The sequence below is a fragment of the Agromyces sp. GXS1127 genome (genome assembly GCF_050565425.1).
In the GTDB taxonomy this organism is placed as follows: Bacteria; Actinomycetota; Actinomycetes; order Actinomycetales; family Microbacteriaceae; genus Agromyces.
Genome location: NZ_JBOCIG010000007.1, coordinates 97,401 through 124,356, shown reverse-complemented (window position 1 = coordinate 124,356; position 26,956 = coordinate 97,401). Strand labels below are relative to the sequence as shown.

At 67.2% G+C, this 26,956-nt stretch carries 23 protein-coding genes; 15 read left to right on the top strand and 8 right to left on the bottom strand.

The features are described from left to right. Window positions 1–75 precede the first annotated feature (75 nt). Window positions 76–1,347 carry an ATP-binding protein gene (locus ACQ393_RS13750; RefSeq protein ID WP_430647424.1) on the top strand — a complete coding sequence of 424 codons (1,272 nt, stop codon included), beginning with the start codon at window positions 76–78 and terminating at the stop codon, window positions 1,345–1,347. A 40-nt stretch (window positions 1,348–1,387) separates the two neighbouring features. Here the strand turns inward: ACQ393_RS13750 and ACQ393_RS13745 are convergent, their stop codons facing one another. From ACQ393_RS13745 to ACQ393_RS13730, 4 genes are read right to left on the bottom strand one after another with little or no spacing between them, the layout of a single operon-like run. After that, entirely contained in the window at window positions 1,388–2,560 is a 1,173-nt protein-coding gene (locus ACQ393_RS13745; protein ID WP_430647423.1) for a Wadjet anti-phage system protein JetD domain-containing protein, read from the bottom strand. Next, a complete protein-coding gene (locus ACQ393_RS13740; RefSeq protein ID WP_430647422.1) occupies window positions 2,557–5,934 on the bottom strand; it encodes an ATP-binding protein in 3,378 nt (1,125 codons plus the stop codon). Before ACQ393_RS13740 ends, ACQ393_RS13745 begins: the two co-directional genes overlap by 4 nt. Beyond that, entirely contained in the window at window positions 5,931–6,707 is a 777-nt protein-coding gene (locus ACQ393_RS13735) for a DUF4194 domain-containing protein (protein ID WP_430647421.1), read from the bottom strand. The genes ACQ393_RS13740 and ACQ393_RS13735 overlap by 4 nt, the downstream gene beginning before the upstream one ends. Further along, the gene (locus ACQ393_RS13730; protein WP_430647420.1) at window positions 6,704–8,158 is read right to left on the bottom strand and encodes a DUF3375 domain-containing protein; all 1,455 of its coding nucleotides are present in this window, start codon (window positions 8,156–8,158) and stop codon (window positions 6,704–6,706) included. Before ACQ393_RS13730 ends, ACQ393_RS13735 begins: the two co-directional genes overlap by 4 nt. Window positions 8,159–8,361: 203 nt before the next feature. Here ACQ393_RS13730 and ACQ393_RS13725 point away from each other — a divergent pair, with 203 nt between their 5' ends. The 6 genes from ACQ393_RS13725 to ACQ393_RS13700 all read left to right on the top strand — a co-directional run bounded on the left by ACQ393_RS13725 (window position 8,362) and on the right by ACQ393_RS13700 (window position 20,156). Then, window positions 8,362–8,763, top strand: a complete 402-nt coding sequence (locus ACQ393_RS13725; protein ID WP_430647591.1) for an RtcB family protein — start codon at window positions 8,362–8,364, stop codon at window positions 8,761–8,763. 93 nt (window positions 8,764–8,856) lie between these two features. Then, window positions 8,857–12,138 carry a helicase-related protein gene (locus ACQ393_RS13720; RefSeq protein WP_430647419.1) on the top strand — a complete coding sequence of 1,094 codons (3,282 nt, stop codon included), beginning with the start codon at window positions 8,857–8,859 and terminating at the stop codon, window positions 12,136–12,138. Continuing rightward, entirely contained in the window at window positions 12,135–12,824 is a 690-nt protein-coding gene (locus ACQ393_RS13715; RefSeq protein WP_430647418.1) for a DUF4391 domain-containing protein, read from the top strand. The genes ACQ393_RS13720 and ACQ393_RS13715 overlap by 4 nt, the downstream gene beginning before the upstream one ends. Before the next feature lie 2 nt (window positions 12,825–12,826). After that, window positions 12,827–14,575: a site-specific DNA-methyltransferase gene (locus tag ACQ393_RS13710; protein ID WP_430647417.1), complete on the top strand. Its 1,749-nt coding sequence runs from the start codon at window positions 12,827–12,829 to the stop codon at window positions 14,573–14,575. Between the two features lie 4 nt (window positions 14,576–14,579). Then, window positions 14,580–17,690: a type III restriction-modification system endonuclease gene (locus ACQ393_RS13705; protein WP_430647416.1), complete on the top strand. Its 3,111-nt coding sequence runs from the start codon at window positions 14,580–14,582 to the stop codon at window positions 17,688–17,690. An 810-nt stretch (window positions 17,691–18,500) separates the two neighbouring features. Beyond that, window positions 18,501–20,156, top strand: a complete 1,656-nt coding sequence (locus tag ACQ393_RS13700; protein ID WP_430647415.1) for a S8 family peptidase — start codon at window positions 18,501–18,503, stop codon at window positions 20,154–20,156. A 180-nt stretch (window positions 20,157–20,336) separates the two neighbouring features. Here the strand turns inward: ACQ393_RS13700 and ACQ393_RS13695 are convergent, their stop codons facing one another. After that, window positions 20,337–20,747, bottom strand: a complete 411-nt coding sequence (locus ACQ393_RS13695) for a nitroreductase family deazaflavin-dependent oxidoreductase (RefSeq protein ID WP_430647414.1) — start codon at window positions 20,745–20,747, stop codon at window positions 20,337–20,339. 130 nt (window positions 20,748–20,877) lie between these two features. On the opposite strand from ACQ393_RS13695, the gene ACQ393_RS13690 reads away from it, so the two are divergent. Both ACQ393_RS13690 and ACQ393_RS13685 read left to right on the top strand, forming a co-directional pair. Further along, window positions 20,878–21,624: a hypothetical protein gene (locus tag ACQ393_RS13690; RefSeq protein WP_430647413.1), complete on the top strand. Its 747-nt coding sequence runs from the start codon at window positions 20,878–20,880 to the stop codon at window positions 21,622–21,624. A 1-nt stretch (window position 21,625) separates the two neighbouring features. Beyond that, complete coding sequence (locus ACQ393_RS13685) at window positions 21,626–22,063, top strand: helix-turn-helix domain-containing protein (RefSeq protein ID WP_430647412.1); 438 nt, start codon at window positions 21,626–21,628, stop codon at window positions 22,061–22,063. A 29-nt stretch (window positions 22,064–22,092) separates the two neighbouring features. Here ACQ393_RS13685 and ACQ393_RS13680 read toward each other — a convergent pair whose 3' ends face one another. After that, complete coding sequence (locus ACQ393_RS13680) at window positions 22,093–22,242, bottom strand: hypothetical protein (protein WP_430647411.1); 150 nt, start codon at window positions 22,240–22,242, stop codon at window positions 22,093–22,095. A gap of 230 nt (window positions 22,243–22,472) precedes the next feature. On the opposite strand from ACQ393_RS13680, the gene ACQ393_RS13675 reads away from it, so the two are divergent. Further along, window positions 22,473–22,736, top strand: a complete 264-nt coding sequence (locus ACQ393_RS13675; RefSeq protein WP_430647410.1) for a type II toxin-antitoxin system Phd/YefM family antitoxin — start codon at window positions 22,473–22,475, stop codon at window positions 22,734–22,736. Further along, a complete protein-coding gene (locus ACQ393_RS13670) occupies window positions 22,726–23,172 on the top strand; it encodes a type II toxin-antitoxin system VapC family toxin (RefSeq protein WP_430647409.1) in 447 nt (148 codons plus the stop codon). Before ACQ393_RS13675 ends, ACQ393_RS13670 begins: the two co-directional genes overlap by 11 nt. Window positions 23,173–23,227: 55 nt before the next feature. Here ACQ393_RS13670 and ACQ393_RS13665 read toward each other — a convergent pair whose 3' ends face one another. Beyond that, entirely contained in the window at window positions 23,228–24,238 is a 1,011-nt protein-coding gene (locus tag ACQ393_RS13665; protein WP_430647408.1) for a sigma-70 family RNA polymerase sigma factor, read from the bottom strand. A 93-nt stretch (window positions 24,239–24,331) separates the two neighbouring features. Here ACQ393_RS13665 and ACQ393_RS13660 point away from each other — a divergent pair, with 93 nt between their 5' ends. Together ACQ393_RS13660 and ACQ393_RS13655 are read left to right on the top strand one after the other, a co-directional pair. Further along, complete coding sequence (locus ACQ393_RS13660; RefSeq protein ID WP_430647407.1) at window positions 24,332–24,805, top strand: hypothetical protein; 474 nt, start codon at window positions 24,332–24,334, stop codon at window positions 24,803–24,805. Then, window positions 24,802–25,611 carry an SDR family oxidoreductase gene (locus ACQ393_RS13655; RefSeq protein ID WP_430647406.1) on the top strand — a complete coding sequence of 270 codons (810 nt, stop codon included), beginning with the start codon at window positions 24,802–24,804 and terminating at the stop codon, window positions 25,609–25,611. Before ACQ393_RS13660 ends, ACQ393_RS13655 begins: the two co-directional genes overlap by 4 nt. 90 nt (window positions 25,612–25,701) lie before the next feature. On the opposite strand, the gene ACQ393_RS13650 is transcribed toward ACQ393_RS13655, so the two are convergent. Further along, the gene (locus ACQ393_RS13650; RefSeq protein WP_430647405.1) at window positions 25,702–26,118 is read right to left on the bottom strand and encodes a CBS domain-containing protein; all 417 of its coding nucleotides are present in this window, start codon (window positions 26,116–26,118) and stop codon (window positions 25,702–25,704) included. Window positions 26,119–26,310: 192 nt separating this feature from the next. On the opposite strand from ACQ393_RS13650, the gene ACQ393_RS13645 reads away from it, so the two are divergent. Then, window positions 26,311–26,823 (top strand): methylated-DNA--[protein]-cysteine S-methyltransferase, encoded by a 513-nt coding sequence (locus tag ACQ393_RS13645; protein ID WP_430647404.1) that lies wholly within the window; start codon window positions 26,311–26,313, stop codon window positions 26,821–26,823. Beyond that, on the top strand, window positions 26,789–26,953 hold the full coding sequence (locus tag ACQ393_RS13640) for a hypothetical protein (RefSeq protein ID WP_430647403.1): 165 nt from the start codon (window positions 26,789–26,791) through the stop codon (window positions 26,951–26,953). Before ACQ393_RS13645 ends, ACQ393_RS13640 begins: the two co-directional genes overlap by 35 nt. The last annotated feature ends 3 nt before the right edge of the window (window positions 26,954–26,956 follow it).

Sequence of the window (26,956 nt, the reverse complement as noted above, 5' to 3'; positions counted from 1 at the left end):
GACGAGCCGTCCATCTGTTCAATACGAAGGCGTCCAAATGTTGAATAGAAACCCGTCCATTTGTTAGATTCGAGCATGGCTTACCACCGCAGGATCATCGACGAGACGCTCGACGAGCTCCTGCCCGACCTCGCGGCCGTTGCGCTCGAGGGCGCGAAGGGCGTGGGCAAGACGGCCACGGCCGGTCAGCGCGCCACGACGGTGCTGTCACTCGACGATCCGGCGCAGCGTCAGGTGCTCGCGGCGAACCTCGACCTCGTGACCCAGGTGCCGCCTCCCGTGCTGATCGACGAGTGGCAACTGGAGCCGGCTGTCTGGGATCGCGTCCGGCGAGCCGTGGACGACGGCCCGACCGGAGGGCGGTTCCTGCTCACGGGGTCCGCCGGTGCCGGTGCCGACGCGCGCATCCACTCCGGTGCCGGCCGCATCGTGAGTCTCACCATGCGCCCGCTCGCCTTCAGCGAACGCGCCATCGAAGCGCCATCCGTCTCGCTTCGCGCCCTGCTCGCCGGCGGCGAGCCGCCTGTCGCCGGCGCGTCGAACCTCCGACTGTCCGATTACGTCGAGGAGATCCTGCGTTCCGGCTTCCCGGGCATTCGCAACCTCCCCGAGCGAGCCAGGCGGGCGCAGCTCGACGGCTATCTCGCTCGCATCGTCGAGCGTGACCTGCCCGACAACGGCGTGGTCGTGCGCCGCCCGGCGGCACTCCGCGCCTGGCTCGCCGCCTACGGGGCGGCCACGGCGACGGATGCCACATACACGGCGATCCTCGATGCCGCGACCGCCGGCGAGCCCGACAAGCCCGTCCGTCAGACCGTCGTCGGATACCGCGAGCATCTGCAGCGGCTCTTCGTACTCGATCCCGTACCGGCGTGGGAACCCGTGTTCGCGCCGCTGCAGCGGCTCACCCGAACGCCGAAGCATCACCTCGTCGATCCCGCACTGGCCGCCAGGCTGGTCGGTATCGATGCCTCAGGGCTCTTGCGCGGCGACGCCGGCTCGGTCGTCCCTGCGACCGGCACGTGGCTCGGGGCGCTGTTCGAATCCCTCGTCACGCAGTCCGTGCGGACCTATGCCGAGGCCGCCGAGGCCAGGGTCGGGCACCTCCGGACCAAGAACACCGACCGCGAGATCGATCTGATCGTCGAACGCGGTGACGGAGCCGTGCTCGCAATCGAAGTCAAGCTGGCAGGCACCGTCGACGATCGCGACGTCCGACACCTCAACTGGCTCCGCGACCGCATCGGCGACCGCGTTGCGGACCGGGTCGTCATCACGACCGGCGAGTTCGCGTATCGCCGCAGGGACGGCGTGGCGGTCGTGCCGCTCGCTCTGCTCGGTCCGTGACGGTCGCTCGCGCTCGGCAGCGGCGATGGGAGTCGGACCCTCAGCTCACGAGCGCGCGGCTGAGCGCCGCGAGCGCCCACGCCCACGGCACCCGCTCTTGTTCGAGGCGAACCTTGCCCTCGGCGACGATCCGCTCCACCGTGCGACGCTCCTCCGGCGACAGGGCGGGAAGTGCGCGAATCGCCGCTCGGTCGTTCGACACCCACATATGGCGGAACCGCGTGAGCGTGTCCTCGTCCATGAGCATGCTTTCGGCGTCGGGGAAGCGCTGGCGGAGCCGGTTCAGGATCGCGAAACCGTCGAGGTCGAGGTCGCCCCAGTAGAGCACGCGCGCATCGTGCATCCATGAGATGTCTCCGAGCCGGCCGACCGCGTAGCCGCCGCCGTGCACCGCCACGACGCCCGAGACCTCCGGCAGCGAGAGGAGCGTCTCGAGGTTCTCGAGCACCAGAACGACCCGCGGAGCGACTCGGAGCGAGGCCGCCTCGGCGATCGGGATGGTGACATCCTGCAGGCCGCCCGGACGAAGCGTCGGATCGAGGAATCGCATCCGCAGGAGCTCAGGTGCGCCGAGGAGTCCAAGGGACTCGCGACCCGTCACCGCCCGGGTCAGCCCTTCGACCACCGCGCGATGCGCCTCGAGCCACTTGGTGTGCACTCCTTCGATCGGCAGTTGACGGACGCGCGCGCCCGACGACGGATGCTCCACGAGCCAGGCCACAACCCCGAGCAGGATCTCGAAATCCCCGGCGGGCAACCGCTGGATCGCCGTCCCGTGCGTGTTGAGGGCGGCGCGAAGCGCGGCATCCGTCGGAGGGGTTCCGAGCCGGTCGAGCAGCGCGCGAGCGCGGAGGTCGAGCAGCGCCCAGCCGCGCTGGGCGCCGCCGCCCGCGAACCGCGCGATCGCGTCAGCGCTGGTGAGCACGCACCGCACCGGGAGCGTCTGCCGACCGACGCTCGGCCAGCTCCGTTCCTCCCAGGCGACGACGACGCCAGCCGAGACCGACACCTCGCGCCATCCGTGCACCCAGTCGATGATCGCGGCCTGGTCGGCGAGCACCGCCCGCTCGGTCGGGGGTCGGAGCGCGATCTCGAGGGCCGCATCTTCACCCCCGTACGCGGCCCACGTGCGCTGGTCCCGATCGACGCGTCGCGCCGCGCGGGCGCGCGCCTCCGCGACCGAGACCGGCGAGGAGGTGCTCTTCGCGGTCACGAGACCGTCGCCGCGACGTCAGGTGACGGGCCGGGTTCGTCGCGCGACTCCTCCACCTCGAGCACGACGTTCGCGGTGTGCGAGGCCTGGCGGGTCGGGTTCGTGATCGAGGTGATCGCGCCGACATACGGCTCGATCGTCTGCAGCAGTTTCTCGGGCGTCGCGAGGATCATGTGGAAGCCGAACTCGGTGAACACGTCCATGGCCATGCGGGTGTACCGGCTGTCGGCCTTGTCGAACGCCTCGTCGAGCACGATCGTGGCGTACGACGGCAGGCGGTCCTCATCGGCGGTGAGCTGGTAGCGGAGCGCGGCGGCCAAGCAGAAGATGACGAGCTTCTGGCGCTGGCCGCCCGAGAGTCCCGCGCTCGAGTCGTGCACGTTGACGACGCGGCCCGCCCGGTCGACCTCCTGTGCCATGAAGGTGACGTGCTCGCGGGTGTCGAGGCAGCGCGAGCGCCACTGGCGGTCGGTGTGGTCGCTCGACCCGAGTCGCTGCATGATCTCGCGCAGCACGGCGAATCGCGCCTCCGAGCGCGCGAAGTCCTCGTCGTTCCAGTTGCCGTCGACCACGGTCTTGAGGTCGGCCATGAACCGTTCGACTTCGGGCGCGCGCCGGATCTTGACCCGGATGCGCAGGAATCGGTCGATGTCGAACTGCGACCGGCCGAGGGAGGCGTTCACCGGGTCGATGCGTTCCTCCACCTGACGTGGTGCGGAGCGAAGGTCGTCGAGCAGGTGGCCGATCAGGTCGCGCGACTTCTCGCGGAGGAGCTTCAGGAAGTTGCCCTCGTGCTCGGGAAGTCCGCGCGACTCGATGTCTCCGAGCAGGGCGAGGTATCCGCCGCGGTCCCCGATCTGGGCGGTGAGATCGGCGGATTCCGCCGCCCACCGCGCCTTGAACGCGGTCGCTCCCTCGGTGAAGCGGTTCTGCGCCTCGGCGAGGCGCCGGCGCGCCAGGTTCGATTCGCTGTGCAGGGCGTTCGTCACCTGCCGGCTGACCTCGGCGACATCCGCGCGCGAGATGCGGCGCCGCACCGACCGGTAGCGCGCCTCGAGGTCGGTGGCGTCGGCCGCGTCGAGCGATGTCGACGCGACCCGGTCCTGCAGTGACGCGATGATTCCCTCCACCTCGTCGAGCTGCCGCTTCGCCAGGTTGAAGGCGACGGATGCCTCGCGCGCCGACTGCTCGGCCTCGGTGTGCCGCAACCGCGCGGCGTCGACCGCGGCGACCGCGTCGCGCAGGGCTACGTTGCCCGTGGTGAGCCGTTCGAGTTCGGCACGTCGCGCGGTCACGAGGTCATTCGCACTCGCGCGGTCGATCGCGGCCCAGTCGAGGCCCTGCAGTCCCTCGAGCACGGTTCGGCGGCGGGTGGCGTCGTCACGCTCGCGCTGGGCTCGGTCGAGTGCGGCAGCGGCGTCGCGGACGCGCTGTTCGGTCGCGGCGCGGTCGGCGAGGAGCAGGTCGACCTTCGCGGTGTTGTCGCCGCCGAGGATCCAGAATCGCCGATCGTCGACGGCTCGCCGGTCGTCCTTCTCGTAGCGGCGCGCGGACTTCTTGATCTGACCGCCGATGGTGACACCGCGGTCGACGCGGTCGAGCTCGTCGGGGTGGTCGACGCACTCCACGTCGAACTCGCCCGAGAGTCGCCAGCGGAGCCAGGCGCCGAGCGGGTGATCGCCGATCCGCACCCGGTGCAGCAGCGAGCGTTGGGAGCGCGCGGCGCGCGGGGCATCCGCGATCATGGGCACGGCCTCGATGACGAGCCGGGTGCCGAGGTTCCGATGCTCGATACGACGGCGGACGTCGGCGAGGTGCTCGTCGCGCACCAGCAGTGCGCTCGAGATGGGTTGGAGGACACGCTCGATCGCGCCGGTCCAGTCGGCGAACTCCGGCAGCACCTCGATGAGCTCGCCGGCGAACGGCAGCGCGGTCTCCCGGATGCCGAGCTCCTCCGCCAGCCGTTTCCGGACGACGAGCAGCTCGGGCCGGATGTTGCTTCGACGGTCGCGGAGCTCGGCGAGCTCGGCGTCGATCCGCTTGAGCCGTCGTTGGGCGTCGAAGTAAGCCTGGTTCGCGTCGTGGTCGTGCACCGCGGCAGGCGAGGCGACGGACAGCTCGGCACGGGCCTGCTCGCGGAGCTCGGCGAACTCGGTGGCATCCGTCGGCGGCTGATCGAGCCCGACGGACGCGAGCTGCTCGGCGAACCGACCCCACGCCGCGTCGACCGCGGCGACCTGCTTGACGGCGTCATCGACGCCGCGCCGCGCGAGCTCGGCGTCGCCGCCGCCCGCCTGCAGCTCGAGCCGCTGGGCCGCCTGCAGCGCCTCGGCGGCGATCGCCCGAGCCGACTCGGCGCGTCGCGCGACGTCTTCGGTGCGCGCATGTTCGGCGAGCAGATCGCCGCGGTCCGACTCGGCGAGCTGGAGCATGAGCCGGTCCTGGAACACGTCGATCAGTCCGCCGAGGCGTTCGGTCTCTGCGGCGATGCGGGATTCGCGCTCGTAGTCGGCGATCGGGCCGCTGAGTCCGCGTAGGTGCTCGGCCTGGTGGCGCAGGTCGACGACGAGCCGGTGCGCCTCGCTGAGTTCACCGAACTGCTCGACCGCGTTGTCGGCCCGGTCGAAGGTGGACGGGCGGTCGAGCATGAACGTGCGGAACAAGTGGTCGAGCGTGCCGAGGTTCTTCGCCGACTGCGTCTTGTGCAGCAGATTCAGCGCGTGCTCGGAGTTGATGCGGAGCAGGCGTCGCGCCCGGCCGTAGAAGGCGCCGTGGTTGGAGGTCGTGACGGTGGCGTCGGGCCAGGCCGCCTTGATGCGCCGCGCGTCGATCCCGTTCGAAACGAACTCGGCGAAGTCGAGCAGCCCGAGCTCGCGGCGGTCGAGCAGGCATGCGTCGCGGAGGTCGTTGCGGTCGACGCTCGTCCCGCGCAGGTGGAACAGGCGAACCAGCGTGACCGGCTCGTCGCGCAGGTTGTCGAAACGCAGCAGGATGCCGCTCCACGTCGCTTTCGGCCGCAGGTACCGTGACACGGCGCGGTCGAGGGCTTCATCGGCTTCGCGGCTCCAGGCGCCGCGCACGTAGCTCACGAGGCTCCGGTCGTCGGACCGGCTCGAGGCATCCTGCGCCGCCGCGTTGAACCGCAGCCACTTGTCGGGCGTGAGCACCGCCGCGATCCCGTCGAGGAGCGACGACTTGCCGGACCCGGAGGCCCCGGTGAACAGCTGACCCTTGCGAGCGACGTCGATGCGGTGGTGGCCGTCGAAGGTTCCCCAGTTGAGCAGCTCGACACGGGAGAGCCGCCACTGGCCGATATGGATGCCGGTACGGGTCGCGGTCGACTCCGCGATATCCTCGAGTTCGAACAGACTCATGCGACCCCCTCGAGATCGTCGCCGGCCGCGCCCGCATCGCCGGCGCCCGTACCCGAACCAGCCGCGCCCCCGGCGATCCGTCGGTACTCGGCCGCGATCGCCTCGATCTGGTCGGCGTCGACGATCAGCCGCAACACGGGCGAGATCTCGACGCGCCCCTCGCCCGCCTGGTGGATGACCCGGAGCTTGTTCTGCATCTTCGTCCAGGCTGCGTTCAGTCGCTTGGTGAAATCGGCCTCGTCGCGGTCGGCCGAGCGATGCACCTGCAGCTGCTCGTAGACCTCGTCCTGTCCGACGATCACGCGGCCGTCCGCCTCTCCGACGAGGAGCATCTGTCGCAGCACGAGCAGCATCGCCGTGTCGATGAAGGTGAGTGCCTCGGTCCGAACCGCGGCCGGGGCCTGCATCCCATCGGCCTGCACGTTCCGCACGAAGCCGAACTCTCCGACTCGGTCGATGACGAGGTCGAGGAAGAGGTCGTGCAGGCGCGACCGGATGGCTCGCTCGTCGGCGACCAGCGCCGCCCACAGCTGCGGCGAGCGGGCGCCGGAGAGGTACGGTCCCTTGACCAGTTCGAGCAGTGCGCGTCGTGCCGGCTCTGAGAGGGATCCGGTGTCGCCGCGCCAGAGCCCGCTGGTTTCGATCGGGGCCTCGGCGCCGGCGAGGCCATCCGCACCCGCGACGACGCCGTCCTCGGTCCAGGCGCCTGCCGCGGCATCCGTCTGCTGGGTGGTGTCGGCGTACTCGCGGTACGCAGAGTCATCCGGCGTCATGCGACCCTCCCGGTGAATCGGTAGGTGGGGATGTCGGCGGTACGGCGGATCGCGTCGCCGCCCGTCCAGCGGACCGTCTCCGTCTCGTCATCGACGGCCACCGCCTGGTTGCCGGCGAGCGAGAGCAGGCCGACGACACTCGCGACGCCCTGGGTGGCGGGGAAGCGGGCGAGCACGTCGCCGATGGTGCAGGCATCGCGCTCGGTGAGCAGCGCGTTGACGTTGTCGGTGAGCTCGGCGAAGTCGATCTCGGTCTCGCGCGCGAGGCGGCGCAGCTCTTCGATGCTCGCGACGGTGGGCAGGTTGCGCCGGATCGGCGAGGTCGCGTCGAGCTCGGCCGGGTCGTGCAGGCGGATGGCGCCGACGCTCGTGAGCTGCACCGCGGAGAGCTCCAGATCGATGCCGGTCGCCCGGTACGGCTTCACGTGCTCGGAGGCTGCCGCGCCGACAGCGATCGCCTCGCGCAGGGCGCCGCGGAGCACGCGGTCGCGCTGGTAGTCCTGCGACTGGACGTAGCGGCGCAGGCCTCGCGCGAAGGCGGTGATGACGTCGTGGATCTCGGCGCTACGCGCCTTCAGCGTGCCCAGGAAGCGTCGGAGGAACCGTCGTTCGGATGCGGTGAGGCCGTCGGCGAAGTCGCGATCGAGGACGTCGTGGATGTCTTCATCGAACGCCTCGCCGACGGCGGGATCGAGCACGAGTGCTGAGAACCCGGTGAACGATCTTCCGGCGTCGGACTCGGCGATGAGGTCGACACCGCGGAACACCTCGTCGAGCACGGTGCGCTGCGCGGCCTCGGACTCGATGATGCGCGCCCGGAGGTCTCGGTTCAGCGCCTCGAAGTCGGCGCGGACGCGCGCGAAATCGGTCGGGATGTCCTCCGCCTGGGCGAGGATGTCGCGCATGCGCTCGATCGCGCGCTGCGGATCGATCGCCGTGTCGGCGCCGGACGCGATCGCCTCGATCTGCGCATCGATGCGGTCGCGCTGCGCGTGCAGCTGGCGAAGCCGATTCGTGGTGTCGGGGTCGGAATCGACGGCGAGCTGCGACACCTGGGCGGCGAGGCTCGCGAGGCGTGATTCGGTGACGGTCTGCCGGGGCGCCTGCAACTGGTCGACGAAGCGGATGGCAGTCAACGCGGCGGGCGAGAGCTCGAACGTCTCGCCACGGGCCTCCTCAGCGGGCCGCCGGACGAGGAACCCGAGCCGCCGCCACTCGGCGCAGTACCCCTGTGCCGACTGCGGCAGGGTGAAGCCGTGCGCGCGCAGCTGCTCGAGGTCGTCGTCGACACGGAGATAGAGCTCCTCGGCCGCAAGCCTGCGCTCTTCGGCGCCCAGGTGCTCGCGGAGCAGCGCGACGATGATCGGCGCGTGGTCGGCGCGCATGAGCCGCCATGCTGCGTCGGATTCGACGAGCGTGGAGAGGGCGTGTGCGGTGGCGAGGATCGGCATGGTCTGGCGTCGGAGGTGTCTTGGATCGGAGGTCGTTCCGGCCGAGGGTAGCGCGTCCCGGTGACATCTCAGCGTTCGCGGTGCGCCAGGTCGGGGACCTGTCCACGAATCACGGGACGGAGCCTCCACAACTGACGGAACGAGACGTTGCCCACGCATGAAAGGCAGTCCACCTGCGCACTGCGGTGGCGTCCATTCGTTGAATAGAGACCCGTGCGTTTGTTGAATGGGCGGCGACCTCTACGGATGCCACGTCCACGGCGATCCTCGATGCCGCGACGGTCGGCAAGCCTGACCAGTCCGCAAGTACGGCGTGGCCTCGACCGCCGCATTCGCCCGGCAGCGGCAATCACTTCATCGAGGTCTCGCTCGACGAGACGGCTGCCGTGTGGCTGTTCCCGCACTCCGGGAGCCGGGGCATGGGCCCTAAGCTCGCGCAGCACCACATCCGCAGGAGCTCTGCCGCAACCCGGGGCAGACCCAGGCGAGCTGGCGAGCGATCTAGGAACTGCCGAGGCAACCGGCGTCGTAGCCATCAATCAACCGGGTGCTCTGGCGGAAATTCACGACCCCAATTGGGGCAACGGGATGTGGCCGAGGTATAAAGCTCACCAGTAGTCTGCATACATCCGGGCCCTCACCTCGCGATTGATCTGGAGTTCCCAAATGGCAGTGCCGCACAACGGGGTCATTTGCTGATGCGCATCATCGACAACCTCAACGAACTGCTCGGCGACGACATCAAGCGTGCGATCAAGCCAGGTTCGAAGCTGCGCATCGCAGCTTCCACATTCTCGATCTTCGCCTTTGAGGCTCTGAAGAATGAGCTGTCGCAGCTCGAGGAGCTCGAGTTCGTCTTCACGGCGCCGTCGTTCACTGCGGCGAAGGCGACCGACAAGCCCACGCCTGAACGTCGGCTATTCTTCATCCCGAATGACGCGCAACGCGACGCCACTCTGTATGGGTCAGAGTTCGAGATTCGCCTCCGCAACAAGCTCACTCAGCGCGCGATCGCCCGCGAGTGTGCAGAGTGGGTTCGCCAGAAGGTGACGTTCCGCTCGAACCGAACCGCCGCCCCGATGCAGTCGTTCGCGGTGGTCGACGACAGTGCAGCCTACGCACCGCTGCAGGGCTTCACGACCTCCGATCTCGGATTCGAACGAGGGCCCGCAGCATCGAACTTCGTGCACAAGATCGACGACGCCCCGATGGCGAGTCAGTACGTTCAGCTCTTCGACCAGCTCTGGCACGACTCGGATCGCCTCGAGGACGTCACCCAGGCCGTGCACGACCACATCGCAAGCGTCTATGCCGAGAACTCGCCTGAGCGGGTCTACTTCCTGATCCTGTACAACCTGTTCGCTGACTTCCTCGACGACATTAGCGAGGACGTGCTGCCCAACGATCGTACCGGCTACCAGGATTCGCTGATCTGGCAGTCGCTCTACAACTTCCAGCGCGACGCCGCGACGGGCGTGATCAACAAGCTCGAGACCTACAACGGCTGCATTCTCGCAGACAGCGTGGGCCTCGGCAAGACGTTCACGGCGCTCGCCGTGATCAAGTACTACGAGCTGCGCAACAAGTCGGTGCTCGTGCTCGCGCCGAAGAAGCTCGCTGAGAACTGGACGAACTACAACGCGAACCTGACGACGAACATCTTCGCGAAGGACAGATTCAACTACGACGTGCTCGCGCACACCGACCTGTCGCGCGACCGTGGCGAATCGCTCGGCATGCCGCTCGACCGCGTGAACTGGGGCAACTACGACCTCGTCGTGATCGACGAGTCGCACAACTTCAGAAACGCCGATTTCGCCGAGGAGAAAGAGACGCGCTACCAGCGCTTGATGAGGAAGGTCATCCGCGAAGGTGTGAAGACCAAGGTGCTCATGCTCTCGGCGACACCTGTGAACAATCGGTTCAACGACCTGAAGAACCAGCTGCAGCTCGCCTACGAAGGGGAGTCGGAGCAGCTCTCGATTAAGCTGAATCTCTCGAGCTCGGTCGAGGAAATCTTCCGTCAGGCGCAGCGCATGTTTAACGAGTGGTCGAAGCTGCCCGCTGAGCAACGGACGACGGATGCGATCCTTCGGCGGCTCGACTTCGACTTCTTCGAACTGCTCGACTCGGTGACGATCGCGCGGTCGCGCAAGCACATCCAGGCGTTCTACGATACGAGCGATATCGGTGTGTTCCCGGAGCGTCTCCCACCGGTGTCGTTGCGGCCGCCGCTAACCGACCTCCCTGGCGCGCCGAGTTTCAATGAGATGTTCGACGCGCTTTCGTCGTTGACGCTCGCGGTTTATGCGCCGCTGTCCTACGTCTTCCCCAGCCGTCGTTCGAAGTATGAAGTGCTCTACGGCAACGTCGGCGGCGGGTTGAATGCACTTGGCGGTGCGACGGCAAATCTTGGGCAGGCAAGCCGCGAAAAAGGCATTCAGAAGCTCATGACCGTCAACTTGCTAAAGCGGCTTGAGAGTTCGATCGAGGCGTTCCGCCTGACGCTTGGCAAGCTCGAGGCCACGGTGCAGACTTCTATCGACGCGGTCGAGCGGCACGCTGGGAGCATCGGCGACGTCAGCTTGCAGTTGGGCGATCTCGAAGCCGACGACGACGACTTCGAGCTTCCCGGGGCAGAGTCACCCGGCACGGTCGGAACGAAGGTGCAGATCGCCCTCGCCGACATGGACGTCGAGTCCTGGCTCGCGGCCCTCAACGCTGACCGTCATGTCATCCGCAACCTCCTCGAGGGGGTCCGAGCAATCACTCCTGCCCATGACCTCAAGCTGCAAGAGCTGAAGTCGCTCATCACGAACAAGATCGATCACCCGATCAACCCCAACAACGGCAAAGTGCTGTTGTTCTCTGCCTTTGCCGACACCGCGAACTACCTCTACCGCGAGCTCGCACCCTGGCTCAAGCAGCGCAGCATCGATACGGCACTCGTCACGGGGCAGGGCAACCCGTCGACCACGTTGGGTCGCGGCTACGGTTTCCAGCAGACGCTGACCTTGTTCTCTCCGCGCTCGAAGCAGCGCCACCTCGTAATGCCGACTGAGTCATCTGAGATCGACGTCCTTATCGGCACCGACTGCATCAGCGAGGGCCAGAACCTGCAGGACTGCGACTTCCTCGTGAACTACGACATTCACTGGAACCCGGTCCGCATCATCCAGCGGTTCGGCCGAGTGGATCGCATCGGATCGACGAACGCACGGATTCAGCTCGTCAACTTCTGGCCCGACATCTCACTCGACGAGTACATCAACCTGAAGGACCGCGTCGAAAGCCGCATGGTGATCGCCGACCTTGCTGGGACCGCCGACGACAACGTACTCACCCTCGAGTCGAGTGACGCGCAGTTCCGCAAGGAACAGTTGCGCAAGCTTCAATCCGAGGTCATCGAGCTCGAGGACGTGCGAACCGGCGTGTCAATCACCGACCTCGGGCTGAACGACTTCCGAATGGATCTGCTTGGATACGTCAAGGAGATCGGCGACCTCGGCAACGCCCCGAAGGGCCTGCATGCGGTCATTCCGTCGCAACCTGAGAAGGGCCTTGTTCCCGGCGTGCTTTTCGCATTGCGCAACGTCAACGCTGACGAGCACTTCAACCGCGGTAACCGCCTGCACCCGCACTATCTCGTGTACCTCGACGAACACGGTGAGGTCATCGCGGACCACACGGAGGTCAAGCGCCTTCTTGATCTCATTCGCGCGGGCTGCCGCACGCAGGGCGAACCGGCCTGGGAGGTCTGCCGGATCTTCAATGCAGCGACGAAGGACGGTGCCGAAATGGCTCGGTACAGCGGACTCCTCACCGACGCAATCCGTTCGATGATCGACGTCACGGAGGAACGTGACATCGACAGCCTCTTCAGCCCGGGCGGAACAACGGCGCTCGAGCAGACCATTGCGGGGCTCGACGACTTCGAGCTCATCGCGTTCCTGGCAGTCGTCGCGGAGCCCGTGGCATGACGGGTGTGCTCTTCGAGTGGCCGGCCGGCGCGCGCGTCGATCGCCCGCTCAGGAAAGTCGACATATACCGCAATGCTGACGTCAGCTCGGCGGTGCGAGCGCATTTCGTGGATGACGTGGAGTCGATGTCGTGGACAGCAAAGCTGTCGCCGTCGACGACCCGGCTGGACGGCTCTTCGCAGGTGCCCGAGTTCCAGGTCTTCACGATCGTGGCGAAGGGAACCGATGTGGATGCGGCGGTGCTCACCGCGATCGATTCCGTGGTGCGGTACCCGGTCATTTTCGAGATCCGCCGCGGAGGCGAAGTGATCGGCGAGACCCGCATGACCGGGGCACAGAAGACTCTCATTAGTGGAGCGCCCAAGGTTGGCCCCCATTTCAGCACTGATTGGGTGGGGGCCCACGTAGCGCGCCAGGCGCTGCCCGCTGCGGTCGACCTACCGGCACTCTATGCGGCAGTATTCTCCACGTTGCTTCCCGCTGCGATGCGGCCCGGCGAGTCAGTGTCGGAGGCAACAGACAGACTGAACCGCTCCCGAAAGCTTCAGCGGGAGATTAACGCGCTCGAAAGAAGGTTGCGCACTGAACCTCAGCTAAACCGCAAGATCGAACTCCGCAGGCAGATCAAGGAGCGCACCGCAGTGCTCGCCGAGCTGACCGACCCCGTACCGAGCAACAAGGAATGACCATGGACAAGCTCAAGATGCACTCGCCGGACCTAGCCCAACGGAACATCGAGGCCATCGCCGAGTTGTTCCCCACTGTGGTTACCGAGACTCTTGACGTGGACGGCAACCCCGTGCGCGCGATCGACTTTGACGGGCTGCGCCAGGAGCTATCCGACCACATCGTCGAGGGACCGAACGAGCGCTACCAGCTCGACTGGCCCGGCAAGCGTGCCGCGGCCTTCGCAGCCAACGCACCGATCGCCAAGACTTTGCGGCCACAGCGTGCGGAATCCGTTGACTTCGACACCACGAAGAACCTATTCATTGAGGGCGATAACCTCGACGCTCTGAAACTGCTTCAAGAGTCTTACCTTGGCAAGGTCAAGCTAATTTACATTGATCCGCCATATAACACAGGGAGCGACTTCATCTACGAGGATGACTTTGCAGAGTCCAGTGCTGGGTATCTTCAGCGCTCCGGTCAAGTCGGCATCGACGGCTCTCGATTCGTGTCCAACTCGGAGTCGAATGGCCGTTTCCATTCGGACTGGCTTAGCATGATGTACTCTCGCTTGAAGTTGGCCCGGAGCCTCCTTAGTGAGGACGGTGCAATCTTCGTGAACATCGACTTCAACGAAGCGCACAACTTGAAGCGACTCATGGACGAGGTTTTTGGAGAAAGCAACTTTCAGCGCGAGATCATCTGGAGAATTGGTTGGCTCTCGGGATACAAGACACTCGCGAACAACTTTATTCGCAATCATGACACGATTCTGTTCTACTCGCGCAACGCGGATTCCTTGGATTTCCGGAAGCAGTACATTGAGAACGCCGATTTCAAGCCGGTGCTCAAGCCTGATAAGAATTTGACTGACAAGCTTGGCCAACTCGGACTGTCGGGAGAGGCTCAGAAGGAGCTGCTCGACTTTGTAAATCACGGCAATCGCCCGGATCGATATCCTATTGAGGACACGTGGAACAGTAACGAGTACGACGACCTAAATAGCATTGCCATCGTCTCGTTCTCGGGCGAGAAGGTATCTAAGTTGGTTGGGGTTGGAGAGGATTTCAAAGGTCAAAAGTCCGTTCGCATGCTCCAGCGAATCCTCGAGGCCACGACTCGTGGTGATGACATCGTCGTGGACTTCTTCGCTGGGACGGCTTCGACCGCGCATGCAGTGATGCAGTTGAATGCTCGCGACGGAGGGCGCCGTCGATTTGTGATGGTGCAGTTGCCTGAAGTAGTTGAGCGCGACTCCGCCGCGTATGAGGCTGGCTATAAGACAATTGGAGACTTGGCACGTGCGCGCATACGCGTGGTTGGCGAGAAGCTTCAATCGGACCTGCTTGGTGCGCAGGTCGACGTAGGGTTCCGCTCGCTTGTCGTCGATACCACAAACGTGGCCGACGTGCTCCGCACTCCCGATGAGACTGATCAGCAGACGCTAGGTTTCGCAGAGGACAGTATCAAGCCAGATCGTTCAGACGATGACCTGATCTTCCAGGTGCTGCTCGACTGGGGGTTGGATCTTACTGAGCCGATCGTTGTCGAAGAGATCGCGAACCGCTCGGTCTTGACAGTGGCCGACGGCGCACTTATCGCCTGCTTCGCGGCCGAGCTGACGGACGATGTCGTCAAGGGCATCGCCGAGCGTCACCCACTCCGGGCGGTATTCAAGGACAGCGGATTCTCGGATGACGCCGCACGCATCAACGCCTCGCAGATCTTCCGCGAGGTGTCTCCTGAGACCGATGTACGGGCGATCTGACTCGATGAAGCTTCAGTTCAAGGTTCAGCAGTACCAGACCGAGGCCGTCGACGCGGTGGTCGACGTGTTCGCTGGACAGTCGTACGCCGACGGCGTCAAGTACCGCATTGACCCGGGTGCGAAGCCTGCGCCGACACTAACGGAGGACGCGGGGCTGAGGAACGCTGATATCGCGTTGACGGCGCCTCAGCTTCTTGCGAATCTGCGCGGGATACAGCAGGCCCGGGGTCTGGCATTGACCGAGGACTTGACCGACCCGGTTAAAGTGTCAGCAGCTCCGCTAAACCTCGATGTCGAGATGGAGACTGGCACTGGCAAGACTTATGTCTACACGAAGACAATCATGGAGCTGCATAAGCGGTACGGGTGGTCAAAGTACATCGTGGTCGTTCCGTCGATCGCCATCCGTGAGGGGGTAAAGAACTCATTCGACATCACGGCCGAGCATTTCCAGCAGCTGTACGGCACCAAGCCGCGAACGTTTGTATACAACTCCTCACGCCTACACGAGTTGGAGCGTTTCGCGTCGGACGCTGGCGTGCAGGTGATGATCATCAACACCCAGGCGTTCAATGCCAGAGGCAGTGACGCTCGGCGCATCTATGGCACGGAGCGCCGGCTTCCGAGTGGGAAGATTGTGATGGAGGGCTTGGATGACTTCGGCTCCCGCAGGCCGATCGACATCATCGCCGCAAATCGGCCGATCTTGATCATCGACGAACCGCAGAAGATCGAGGGAGACGCAAAAAAGCCGTCAAAGTCGCTAGAGGCGCTCAGGGACTTCAACGCCCTATTCGCCATCCGTTACTCGGCCACGCACAAGACCGATCGCATAAAGGTGCACCGCCTCGATGCCGTGGATGCGTACAACCGAAAGCTCGTGAAGAAGATCGCGGTGCGCGGTATCACCGTCAAGCACCTGGCCGGGAGCTCCGCGTACCTGTATGTCGACGGTCTGGAGGTTGGCAAGGGCGCGGACTTCCCGAAGGCCAGGGTTGAGATGGAGGTGCAGACCGCCCAGGGCATCAAGCGACAGATCAAGCGGCTGAACCAGGGCGCGAATCTGCACGACATCTCTGGCGGCATCGAGGCCTACAAAGGGCTGTTCGTCCGCGACGTTGATGCAAACCGCGACATCATCGAGCTGAGCAGCGGCGACATCATCGGCGCTGGTGAGGTCACCGAGGACGTGGTGGAGGACCAGAAGCGCCGCATCCAGATCCGCGAGGTCATCCGCGCCCACCTTGAGAAGGAGCGCGAGCTGTTCGCGCAGGGCGTTAAGACCCTGTCACTCTTCTTCATCGATGAGGTAGCCAAATATCGTGACTACGCCCGCGAGGACACCCTCGGCGAGTACGCGCGCGTATTCGAAAAGGAGTACGAGGCGGTGCTCGCCGATCACCTCGGCCAGTTCGACCTCGACGAGGCCGCTGAGCGGTATCGCAGCCACGTCGAGGCGATCCCGGTTCGCTCGACCCACGAGGGCTACTTCTCGATCGACAAGAAGAGCGGCCGCTCCATCGACGGCAAGATCGCCGCACGTGGCGACTTTGCGGGCCAGTCGGACGATGTTGACGCCTACGACCTGATTCTCAAGAACAAAGAGCGGTTGCTCTCCTTTGAAGAACCCGTTCGGTTCATCTGGTCGCACTCAGCCCTACGCGAGGGCTGGGACAACCCTAACGTGTTCGTCATGGGCATGCTCAAGAAGAGCGACAACACCACAACACGGCGGCAGGAGATCGGGCGCGGCTTGCGCCTCTCGGTCGATCAGAACGGTGAACGGATGGACAACCCTATCACCGTGCATGATATCAACGAGCTGACCGTCGTCACCGATGAGTCATACACCGCGTTCGTTACCGCGCTCCAGAAGGAGATCATCGAGTCGCTGTCGGCCCGGCCCCGAAAAGCGAGCGTCGACTACTTCACCGGCAAGCAGTTCAACGCTGCAGACGGGTCCACCAGCGTGCTCGAGAAGTCTGTAGCGCAGGCGCTCTACTTCCACCTGATCAAGAACGACTACATCGACGAATCAGGACATGTGACGCAGGCATACAAGAAGGCGCGAAAGGATGGCGCCCTCGCGGACCCGTCGTCGGAGCTGCTCAAGCCGATCATCGACTTCGTCTGGCCGCTCGTCGATGCGTTGTACCTTGACGTGCCGAAGCCGACCGACGGCCGCAAGCCGAAGAAGATCCCGTTCAACGAGACGAATTTCAAGAAGCGCGAGTTTCAAGAGCTGTGGAGCCGTATCAACCACAAGGCCGTCTACCAGGTCGAGTTCGAATCCAATGAGCTCGTCGCCAAGTGCATCCGCGCGCTCGACACGTCGCTCAACGTCACTGTCATGCAGTATCACGTCGAGACCGGCAAGCAGGTCGTGGCCCTCGAGGTCGAGCAACTCGAAGCAGGGACCGGGTTCAAGGTCTCGGAGACCAAGGTCGAGCACTCCGCTGTGTCCGCAGGCTCAACCGTGAAGTACGACCTGCTCGGCGAGATCGCGGAGAAGACGCAGCTCACACGTCGTACCTGTGCGGCGATCCTCACCGGCATCCAGCCGGGCACGTTCGCGAAGTTTAAACAGAACCCCGAGCAGTTCATCACCGAGGCCTCGCGGCTCATAAATGAGCAGAAGGCGACCGTCATCGTCGAGCACCTCACCTACGACTCGCTCGACGGTCGCTACGATTCCTCGATTTTCACTGAGAACCAGACCGCCCAAGATCTTTCGGAGGCAGGCGACAAACTGAAGAAGAGCGTGTACGAGTACGTCGTCACCGACTCGAAGGTCGAGCGGTCCTTCGTTGAGAGGCTCGATGTTAGTGACGAAGTCGTCGTCTACTCGAAGTTGCCACGCGGGTTCTTCATCCCGACCCCAGTGGGTGACTACAACCCGGACTGGGCGATCGCGTTCAAGGATGGTTCGGTCAAGCACGTCTATTTCGTCGCAGAGACGAAGGGTTCGCTCTCCTCGCTCCAGTTGAAGGGCGTCGAGCAGGCAAAGATCGACTGTGCGAAGAAATACTTCGAGGCGCTCAGTAAGCGCCACGATGACGTGAAATATGACGTGGTGACGGACTTCGACATGTTGATGCAGCTGGTTTCGGCCTGATTTTAGACGCGAGCTCGAGCGGACGACTCCGTCCAAATGAGGTGGCGGTGAAGGCCGTCTTACGAATCTGCTCGACCTGCTCAAAGTCACGAGTGTTCGAGGCGCCCATCTACCAGCGCGCGTACGCGTGAGGTGGGGCCGAGTGCAAACAGCTCTGGAAGGACATTCTGCGCCCTGGCGAGAAGAGCGCGTTCGGTGAGCAGTTCACCGGCTCAGTCGTCTACGTCGACGAAGCCGCCGGCACGCAAACGAGCCAGTCGCCGAACCTCATCATCGACGGGCAGGAGAGCTTGAGAACGGGGAGCCTCATCCTAGCCGCGCCTGCCGCGCTTGCCGCGCTTGCCGACCGCCCCGACGGCGAAGTCGACTCCAAGCTTGAGCCGGCCCGCACCGGCGGGTCGTAGAGGGGTTCATCGGGTGGCTGGCCAGATGATCGATCGAGGTGGCGCAGTACTCGTCTGGAAGCGGGCGAAGGAAATCGCCTGACCGGCCGGGAGGTATGGCTCGAGCGCACGCTGACCGCCGCGAGGTGCGCTTCGAAACGCGGGCGACGGTCGCCACATCGTCACGAGCGTCTCTCGGTACGAAGGATTAGCCAGGCGGTCAGGAGGGGGTGACCTTGCAATGTCATCAACAGCCCTACTGGCGATCTTGTCGTGCAGGGTTCTTGCCTCCGGGCCCACCCCGATGCATCCGCCCCCACCCCGACGCATGATCGCCACGTAACCATCGAAACTGGCCGGCCGCCCGCGCGCGGCGCCCAGCGCACGCGCGCGCACGACCGCCATCCGCAACGGAGGGGAGCGGATCATGGGCATGATCGACGGCAAGGAGCTTGACCCGGTCGAGGCGCCGGACGTGCAGCGGCGGGTGGTCGTGAAGGTCACCGATGCGGCGCGGCGCGAGCGGGCGCTGAAGGAGCGTCCGGGTGAGCGGCGGGCGGGGGAGCGGGAGGACGACGTCGGCCGCGACATGGTCGATGCGTTCGCGTACCTCGGGGACGTGGTCGCGGAGTACCAGGATCGGGTGGCTGCCGAGGCGTACCTCGAGCCGGTGGTCGGGCGCGACGACCAGGAGCGGCTCGGGCGGGGGCGGCGGGCCCGGTTCGACGGGTATGCGGCGATCACGGTGCGGGACGAGGCATCCGCTGCCGAGCTCGCGAAGGAACTCGACGCGCGCGACGACGTCGAGACCGCCTACGTCGAGGGCGGGCCGACGCCGCCGCCGGGGCCGCCGCCGGTGAACGCGGGCGACGACCCGCGCAGCGGGAACCAGGGGTACCTGGATCCCGCGCCCCACGGCATCGACGCGCGGTGGGCGTGGGGTGCGACGGATGGCACGGGCATCGGGTTCGTCGACCTCGAGCAGGGGTGGACGCTGAACCACGAGGACCTCGCGGCGGCGGGCATCACGATCATCTCGGGCGTGAGCCAGGCGTACCACGGGCACGGCACGGCGGTGCTCGGCGAGGTCGTCGCGGTCGACAACGCGAAGGGCGGCGTGGGCATCGCGCCCGCGGCATCCGCTCGGGTGGTGTCGCAGTTCCGCACGTCGACGACGTACAGCACCGCGGCGGCCATCATCTCGGCGGCCGACGCGATGTCGCCGGGCGACGTGCTGCTGCTCGAGGCGCAGACCACCGCGGCCGGGTCGTCGACGACGTACCTTCCGGTCGAGGTCGAGCAGGCGGTGTTCGACGCCATCCGCGACGCGGTCGACGCCGGCATCGTGGTCGTCGAGGCGGCCGGCAACGGCGGCAACGACCTCGACGACTGGACGGATGCCTCCGGCCGCCACCTGCTGAAGGTCGGCGACGCCGACTACCGGGACTCCGGGGCGATCATGGTCGGCGCCGCGTCATCCGCCGCGCCGCACTCGCGCCTGTCGTTCTCGAACCACGGCAGCCGCATCGACTGCTACGCGTGGGGCCAGAACGTCGACACCACGGGCGACGGATGGACCGGCACCTCGACCACGGCGTACACCGGGTCGTTCGGCGGAACGTCCGGCGCGAGCCCGATTGTCACGGGCGCCGCGGTGCTGCTGCAGAGCTGGCAGCGGGCGCGTTCGGGGCATCCGTTCTCGCCGGGCACCGTTCGGTCGTGGTTGTCGTCGTCGCTCAACACGCCGAGCGCCGACCCGGCGACCGACCGCATCGGGGTCATGCCCGACCTGAAGGCGATCTTCGAGCGCATCGAGTGGAACGACCGCTTCACGGGGATCGACGACCGGTTCGTGTACTGGGTGTACATCCTCTTCGGGATCATCAACGACGCGCCCGGGCTCATCTGGGTGCCGGGCAAGGGGCCGGTGCCGGTGGATCCGGATTGGCGGGACGTCGGGGTGCGCGGGCGGCGGGAGCTCGTCGCGGCGATCGCGCGCGAGGCGCGGGCGTTCGACGGGCGGTTGACGGCGAAGCAGCTGGATCGGATCGCGGAGAAGGCGTTCAGGGCGCTCGGGCGTTAGCTTCCGTCCTCGAGTGGGCACCCGGCGGATCAGCGCGGACGCGCTCGACGCGCTCGGCGAGCTGCGGGACGTGACGCACTCCGAGGGTGCGCGATCGCGCACATTCCGCCATGTGCGCGATCGTGCACATGGGAAATTCACGGCATACGCCGGAGGCCGTGCGCAGCACGCCCTGGGGCGTCACTCGTCCACAGGGGGTACGGCTTCCGGCAGCAGCCGGAACTCGTGCCGGCGCAGCAGCCTGAGCACCCACTCGGCGGGCGGGCCGAATGCCCGGAGGCCGGCATCCGTCGCCATGGGCTCGGGAGCGTCGACCACGATCTCGCGACGCTTCCAGAGGATGGTGCCGCCGCCCGCGGCGATGAGGTTGCGGTACCAGTTCACCTCGTCGCCGTAGGTCAGCTCGGCGATGAAGCCGCCGGGCACGCGCGCCAGGATGAGCGGCGTCTCGAACGTGCGGCCGCTCTTCCTCCCCACGGTGCGCACGAGCGAGAACGGGGGGATGCCGCGGCGCGCCATGTCCAGCGTGACGTGGTTCAGCGTGTGCTTGATGAACGTGAGCCATCCGAGCTTGAACCGTCCCATCGCCATGCCTCGAACGTACGGGCGCCGGGCGTCGTCGTCGAGGGCGCGGCCGCGGCCGACGAAGGCGGACCGCAGGCGAACACGTGCCGATCCCGGTCCATGGGCGCATATGTATCTGATCCGATACACTATCTTCATGGAGCGGGAAGACCACGGCGGCGAGTCGCCGGAACTCGCCGACATCCACCCCGACCTTCGGCTCGTCCTCGAGTCGGCGGCCCGTCTGCAGGAGTTGGTGCCCGATGCGGTGCTCGTCGGAGGCTCGGCGGCGGCGCGCTACGCACGGTTCCGCGCCTCGTACGACCACGACCACGTGGTCGCCGATCTGCGGGACCGCTTCGAGGTGCTGCTCGACGCGCTCGAACGCGAGGGCGACTTCGTGACGAATCGACTCGTGCCGGGCAAGATCATCCTCGGTGAACTCGGCGGGATCGAGACCGGCATCCGCCAGCTGATCCGCACCCGCCCGCTGGAGACGCAGCGGGTGGATCTGCCGTCCGGCCGGAGCGTCACCGTGCCGACCCTCGCCGAGACGCTCCGGGTCAAGGGGTTCCTCATCGTGCGCCGCAACCAGACCCGCGACTACCTCGACGTCGCCGCACTCACCGCGCGGTACGGGGTCGACCGCGCCGCAGACGTGCTCGCCGACATCGACGCCTACTACACGGATGACACGAAGCCCGCGTCGGAACGGCCGGTGCGCGACCAGCTCGTGCGCCAACTCGCCGAGCCAGCACCGCGCGACGCCAGCACGACGCGGCGGCTCGCCGGATACAAGGCCCTGAACCCGCGTTGGCACGACTGGAACGACGTGACGGCAGCATGCCAGGCGCTCGCCGCCGCCATCACGGTCCGGGCTGCTGACCGATCGGAGGAGGTGTGAGATGGCCCTGCGGTTCCGCAATCTCGAGGTGACGCCGGAGGACTCTGTCGACCGGTGGGGTGCCGAAGGAATGCTCGCCGCGATCGACCGCGGCGGCGCGGACGACTGGCGGAAGATCATCCTCGCGATCCAAGTCGCACCGTACGGCCCGGTCGCGGCCGACCTCGAAGAGGCCCTCGAATTGGCCGAGTCCCGAGGTTCGGCGCAATTGCTCCGAAGCGCCCTCGAGCGCGCCCGTCAGACGCCCGAGCAGCGTGTCATCGAACGACTCCGCATGCTCGCATTCGAGACCGACCTGGGCCAGGGCGACCTGGCTGCGCGCATCGGCACCAGTCGCACGCGCTTGAACTCGTACCTCTCGGGGGCGGTGATGCCGTCGGCCGCCCTGGTCGAGCGGATCGCCGAGGTGGGGCGCATCCGGCGCAGCGAGTTGGTCTGAGGAAGGCTCGCGCGCGAGCCTTCGGCGGATCAGTTCGACGCGGTGGCGGGGTCGTCGTCGTCGCCGTGGCCGTGCTCGGCGAGTCGCTCGGCGAGGTGCGGCAGCGTGTCGGCCGCGCGCCCGACGATGATCTCGACGCGGTCTGCGACATCCGCTCGCTCGAGGTTGGCGCGGGCCACGTCGCGAGTTCGAGCATGACCACGAGACCGTCAGGGCGGATGCCTCGTGCCAGGTGGATCGTCGAATAGCCCCGAGGGTGCCGATCTCGAGCACCCGTCGGGCTCCCGTCATGCGGGCGAGCAGCTCGAGGAGCCTGCCCGCGAGCGGCGTGACCTCGATCGCGGGAGGGGGCGTGATGAATGCCATCGCCGTGGTAGCACAGCGTGCTACCGAATGCTACATTCGTCGCATGTCCGAGGAGATCAGTCAGCGCGACCTGCGCTTGCGGTCGCGCGAGATCATGGACGCCATCGAGCGAGGGGAATCGTTCACCGTGACGCGCGACGGGCGCGGGATCGGCGAACTCATCCCGCTCCGCGGCCGGCGCAGGTTCGTGAGTCGCACCGAGTTCACCGCCGCACCGCGGATCGCGGCGGTGGTCGACCTCGAGCGCTTCCGCGCCGACCAGGACGCGACGGTCGACACCGGGGTGGAGGACCCGTATGCGCGCTGAACGCGAGCGAGGGCTCCTCGACACGAACATCGTGATCCTGCGGCACGCGATCAGCGCGAGGGATCTGCCCGAAGACGTCGCGATCTCAGCCGTCACCCTGGCGGAGCTTTCGGCTGGGGTGCACCTGGCGCGCGGTCAGGATGCCGCGCTCGAGCGAGCTCGACGCGTCGAGCAGTTGCAGCGCGTGGAACACGAGTTCGATCCGATCCCGTTCGACGCTGATGCGGCGCGCGCCTTCGGGCGGATCACCGCGGCGGTGCACGCGATCGGTCGCACGCCGAGGCGGCGGGTCGCTGACCTCATGATCGCCGCGACCGCCGCAGTCCAGGGGTTGCCGTTGTACACGACGAACCCAGGCGACTTCTCGGGCCTCGAGGAGCTCGTGGAGATCATTGCGGTGGCCCGACCGGAGACGGATCCCCCAGCGATCGGGTAGCCGTGCGGTCCTGCCCGTCGCGGAGCGATCGCATCGCGCCGCGGGGCCCAGCGGCTCAGCCCCGCCACGCCCCGAGCTTCTCCGGATTCATCACGATCCACAGGTCGGCGACTCGGCCGGCGACGACGTTCAGGTTCACGACGCCGATCACCACGCCGTCGCGGAGCACCGCGAAGCCCGTGCCGTCCGTCGTGGCGGTCGGCGCGACCAGGTCGGTCGGGTTCTTGGCGAGCAGGCCGAGCAGGAAGCGCGCCACGTTCTCGGCGCCGAACACGGGCTTGCGGGCCGCGGAGACGAGGCCGCCGCCGTCGGAGCGGAGCGTCACGTCGGGGTCGAGCACGCGGGTGAGGGCGGCGAGGTCACCGGCCTGCGTGGCGGCGGCGAACGCGGCGACTACGGCGTCGTGCTCCGCGCGCGACACCTGGCGGGAGCGCTCGGCAGCCACGCGGCGGCGCGCCGAGGATGCGAGTTGGCGCACCGCGGCGGGGGAGCGGCCGACGATCTCGGCGATCTCGGGGAACGGCACCGCGAACACGTCGTGCAGCACGAACGACACCCGCTCGGGCGGCGTCATCGCCTCGAGCACGACGAGCAGCGCGCTGCTCACCGCCTCGTCGAGGGTCACGCGCTCGAGCGGGTCGGCCGCGGCGTCCGGCTGCGCGGTCACCGAGCCGCCGGCCGCACCGGCAGCACTGGCAGCGCCGGCCGGACCGGCGGCACGTCGGGCGGCGGATGTCGCGGCCGCGCCGGTGCCCGCAGCGAAGTACCCAGCCGGCAGCGGCTCGGGCAGCCACGGGCCGACGTACCGCTCACGCCGCGCTCGGGCGGTGCCCAGCAGGTCGAGGCACACGCGCCCCGCGACGCGGGTCAGCCAGCCCGCGGGGTTCGCGATCGCGTCGCGCTCGGCGTCCGACATCCGGTACCAGCGCACGTACGTCTCCTGCACCGCATCCTCGGCCTCACCCGTCGTGCCGAGCATCCGGTACGCCAGTGCGAGCAGCCGGCGTCGCTCGTCGACCACGTCGGCGAGGTCGTCGCGGCCGGTCGGCTCAGGGTCATCCGTCATCGTCATCCCATTCCCTCCCACCCAGCATGACGACACAGCACCGGAGATCGTGAGTCGCGTCACACATCGAGCCGCAGTTTCGTCAGAGTTGACATGAGCAGAATCCACACGGCCGCACTCGCAGCATCGGCGGCCATCGCGTTCATCGTCGGCGGCTGGGCGTTCTTCGCGCCCGGCGCGTTCTACGACTCCTTCCCCGGCATGCTCGGCACCTGGATCTCGACCGACGGGCCGTTCAACGAGCACCTCATCCGCGACGTGGGCGCCTTCTACCTCGCGCTCGGCGTCGCGAGCGTGGCGGGCCTCGTCTGGCGGAGCCCCGCCGTGCTCCGCACGCTCGGCCTCGCCTGGACGGTCTTCGGCGCCCTGCACCTCGGCTACCACGCCACCCACCTCGGCCACCAGGACGCCGCCGACGACACCGCCGCGATCACGTCGCTCTCGCTCGCACTCGCGCTCGGCGTCGTGCTGCTGATCCCGGGGCGCGATCGGGGGCGAGCGGATGTCGCGCCGGCGACCGGCGCGGCGGCGACGCCGACGCCGGCGAAGACGGAGGCCGCCCGATGAGGATCGCCATCGCCGGAGCGACGGGCGTCGTCGGTCGCCACACGGTCGCCGCGGCGACCTCTCGCGGGCACGACATCCTGCCCCTGACCCGTGGCACCGGGTTCGACCTCGAGCGCGGCACCGGCCCGACGGGCACGAGCCTCGCGGCCGTGCTCGCCGGCGTCGACGCGCTCGTCGACGTCAGCAGCGTGCAGACCACCGCCACGGCGCGGTCGCGCGACTTCTTCACGGCGGTCACCCGGAACCTGCTCGCCGCCGAGCGCGACGCCGGCGTCGAGCACCACGTCGCGCTCTCGATCGTCGGCATCGACGGCGTCGACGCGTCGTACTTCGCCGGCAAGCACGCGCAGGAGCGACTGGTGCAGGCCGGACCGGTGCCGTTCACCATCCTGCGCGCGACGCAGTTCCACGAGTTCGCCGAGCAGATGACCGAGCGACTCTCACTCGGGCGGCTCATCACGCCGATCCCGGTCGGACGGTTCCGGCCCATTGCGGCGCGCGAGGTCGGGGCGCGGCTCGTGGAGCTTGCGGAGTCGGGCCCCGCCGGGCGGGCACGAGACCTCACCGGACCGCGCGACGAACGGATCGCCGAGATGGTGCGCCGCATGTTCGCGCACGACGGGGTGCGCCGGCCGGTCGTCGAGTTCGGTCTGCCCGGTGCATACGGCCGCGCCGCGGCGTCGGGGGTGCTGCGTGGCGGCGCCGATGCGGATCGCGCCGCGATCACGTTCGACGAGTGGGTGCGTTCGGAGGATCACACACCGGTCGACGTGCGGCCGGGGTCCGCGGCATCCGCTCGTCGCTGAACGGAGGATCGGCCCCAGGACAGGGATCGGCCGGAGCCCGAAGGCTCCGGCCACCCCGTCGTCTGCGTGGGCGCGCCCGCAGCTCGTCCCCTACGGCTGCGAGATCTCCTCGACCGTCTCAGCGGTCGCCCCATCGGAGAGCGCCCTCGCGACGTCCGCCTGGGCGATGATGCCGACGAGATCGTGCCCGTCGATCACCGGCAGGCGGCGGATCTGGTGCTCCTGCATCATGCGCAGCGCCTCGCGGATGTCGTCATCCGCCCCGATCGTCACCGGCTTGCCCTCGGCGAGCTCGCCGGCCGTCACGGCCTTCGGGTCGCCGCCGTCGGCGATGCACTTCACGACGATGTCGCGATCGGTGAGCATCCCCTTCAGCCGGTCGTCGTTCCCGCAGATCGGCATTGCGCCCACGTCGAGGTCGCGGAGCATCCGCGCCGCCTCGACGAGCGTCTGGTCCTCCTTCACGCACGTGGGATCCGGCGTCATGAGGTCGCGTGCAACTGGCATTTCGATCTCCCTCCACACGATGTCCGCGATGGTAGGCACAGCGCCGCGGCGTCCGCAGGGGGCTTGACGGATGTCGCGGGAGAAGTGGGAGCGTCGCGGCGGGGCGGACGCCATGTGGCGACGCGGGGCGGGCCCGGTCGCGATGTCCGATTCCCGCGCGCCGCGACGGTCGTGGCGCGCGAGAATCGACGCATGCCCCGCCGTCACGCCACCCTCAGCACGTCGATCGGCGAGTTGCTCGTCGTGGCCGACGACGGCGGGCTCGCCGGGCTGTACTTCCCCGGGCACTGGCATCCGCCGGCCGCCGGATCGCTCGGCGCTGAGGTCGACCCGGGCGGCGATGCGCTCCTGAGCCGGCTCGGCGTCGAGCTCGATGAGTACCTGGCGGGACGCCGCATCCGCTTCGACCTGCCGCTCTCGCCGTCGGGCGACGAGTTCCAGCATGCCGTCTGGGGAATGCTTCGCGACATCCCGTACGGCGCGACCGTGACCTACGGCGAGCTCGCCCTCCGGCTCGGCGACCGGAACCTCGCGCGCCGCGTCGGCGGCGCGGTCGGACGGAACCCCATCAGCATCCTCGTGCCGTGTCACCGCGTGGTCGGCGCCGACGGGTCGCTCACGGGCTACGCCGGCGGGCTCGACCGCAAGCGCCGACTGCTCGAACTCGAGGGTGCCGAGGTCGTCGCGCAGCGGCGGCTCTTCTGACGCGCACCGGCCGAAGGGCGGCCGCGTCGTCGCGATCCTCCGCACCGATCTCGATGACGACCTCTTCGGCGACTGGGACGGCCTGCACTACCTCGACGCCGAGTCGGTCGAGGTCCAGGCCGACGGGTGACCG

Excerpts from the sequence above, each read along its gene's own strand:
- ACQ393_RS13750 (WP_430647424.1), top strand. The coding sequence starts at position 76 with ATGGCTTACCACCGCAGGATCATCGACGAGACGCTCGACGAGCTCCTG.
- ACQ393_RS13740 (WP_430647422.1), bottom strand. The coding sequence starts at position 5,934 with ATGAGTCTGTTCGAACTCGAGGATATCGCGGAGTCGACCGCGACCCGT.
- ACQ393_RS13735 (WP_430647421.1), bottom strand. The coding sequence starts at position 6,707 with ATGACGCCGGATGACTCTGCGTACCGCGAGTACGCCGACACCACCCAG.
- ACQ393_RS13730 (WP_430647420.1), bottom strand. The coding sequence starts at position 8,158 with ATGCCGATCCTCGCCACCGCACACGCCCTCTCCACGCTCGTCGAATCC.
- ACQ393_RS13720 (WP_430647419.1), top strand. The coding sequence starts at position 8,857 with ATGCGCATCATCGACAACCTCAACGAACTGCTCGGCGACGACATCAAG.
- ACQ393_RS13715 (WP_430647418.1), top strand. The coding sequence starts at position 12,135 with ATGACGGGTGTGCTCTTCGAGTGGCCGGCCGGCGCGCGCGTCGATCGC.
- ACQ393_RS13710 (WP_430647417.1), top strand. The coding sequence starts at position 12,827 with ATGGACAAGCTCAAGATGCACTCGCCGGACCTAGCCCAACGGAACATC.
- ACQ393_RS13705 (WP_430647416.1), top strand. The coding sequence starts at position 14,580 with ATGAAGCTTCAGTTCAAGGTTCAGCAGTACCAGACCGAGGCCGTCGAC.
- ACQ393_RS13700 (WP_430647415.1), top strand. The coding sequence starts at position 18,501 with ATGGGCATGATCGACGGCAAGGAGCTTGACCCGGTCGAGGCGCCGGAC.
- ACQ393_RS13695 (WP_430647414.1), bottom strand. The coding sequence starts at position 20,747 with ATGGCGATGGGACGGTTCAAGCTCGGATGGCTCACGTTCATCAAGCAC.
- ACQ393_RS13690 (WP_430647413.1), top strand. The coding sequence starts at position 20,878 with ATGGAGCGGGAAGACCACGGCGGCGAGTCGCCGGAACTCGCCGACATC.
- ACQ393_RS13685 (WP_430647412.1), top strand. The coding sequence starts at position 21,626 with ATGGCCCTGCGGTTCCGCAATCTCGAGGTGACGCCGGAGGACTCTGTC.
- ACQ393_RS13675 (WP_430647410.1), top strand. The coding sequence starts at position 22,473 with ATGTCCGAGGAGATCAGTCAGCGCGACCTGCGCTTGCGGTCGCGCGAG.
- ACQ393_RS13670 (WP_430647409.1), top strand. The coding sequence starts at position 22,726 with ATGCGCGCTGAACGCGAGCGAGGGCTCCTCGACACGAACATCGTGATC.
- ACQ393_RS13665 (WP_430647408.1), bottom strand. The coding sequence starts at position 24,238 with ATGACGGATGACCCTGAGCCGACCGGCCGCGACGACCTCGCCGACGTG.
- ACQ393_RS13660 (WP_430647407.1), top strand. The coding sequence starts at position 24,332 with ATGAGCAGAATCCACACGGCCGCACTCGCAGCATCGGCGGCCATCGCG.
- ACQ393_RS13655 (WP_430647406.1), top strand. The coding sequence starts at position 24,802 with ATGAGGATCGCCATCGCCGGAGCGACGGGCGTCGTCGGTCGCCACACG.
- ACQ393_RS13650 (WP_430647405.1), bottom strand. The coding sequence starts at position 26,118 with ATGCCAGTTGCACGCGACCTCATGACGCCGGATCCCACGTGCGTGAAG.
- ACQ393_RS13645 (WP_430647404.1), top strand. The coding sequence starts at position 26,311 with ATGCCCCGCCGTCACGCCACCCTCAGCACGTCGATCGGCGAGTTGCTC.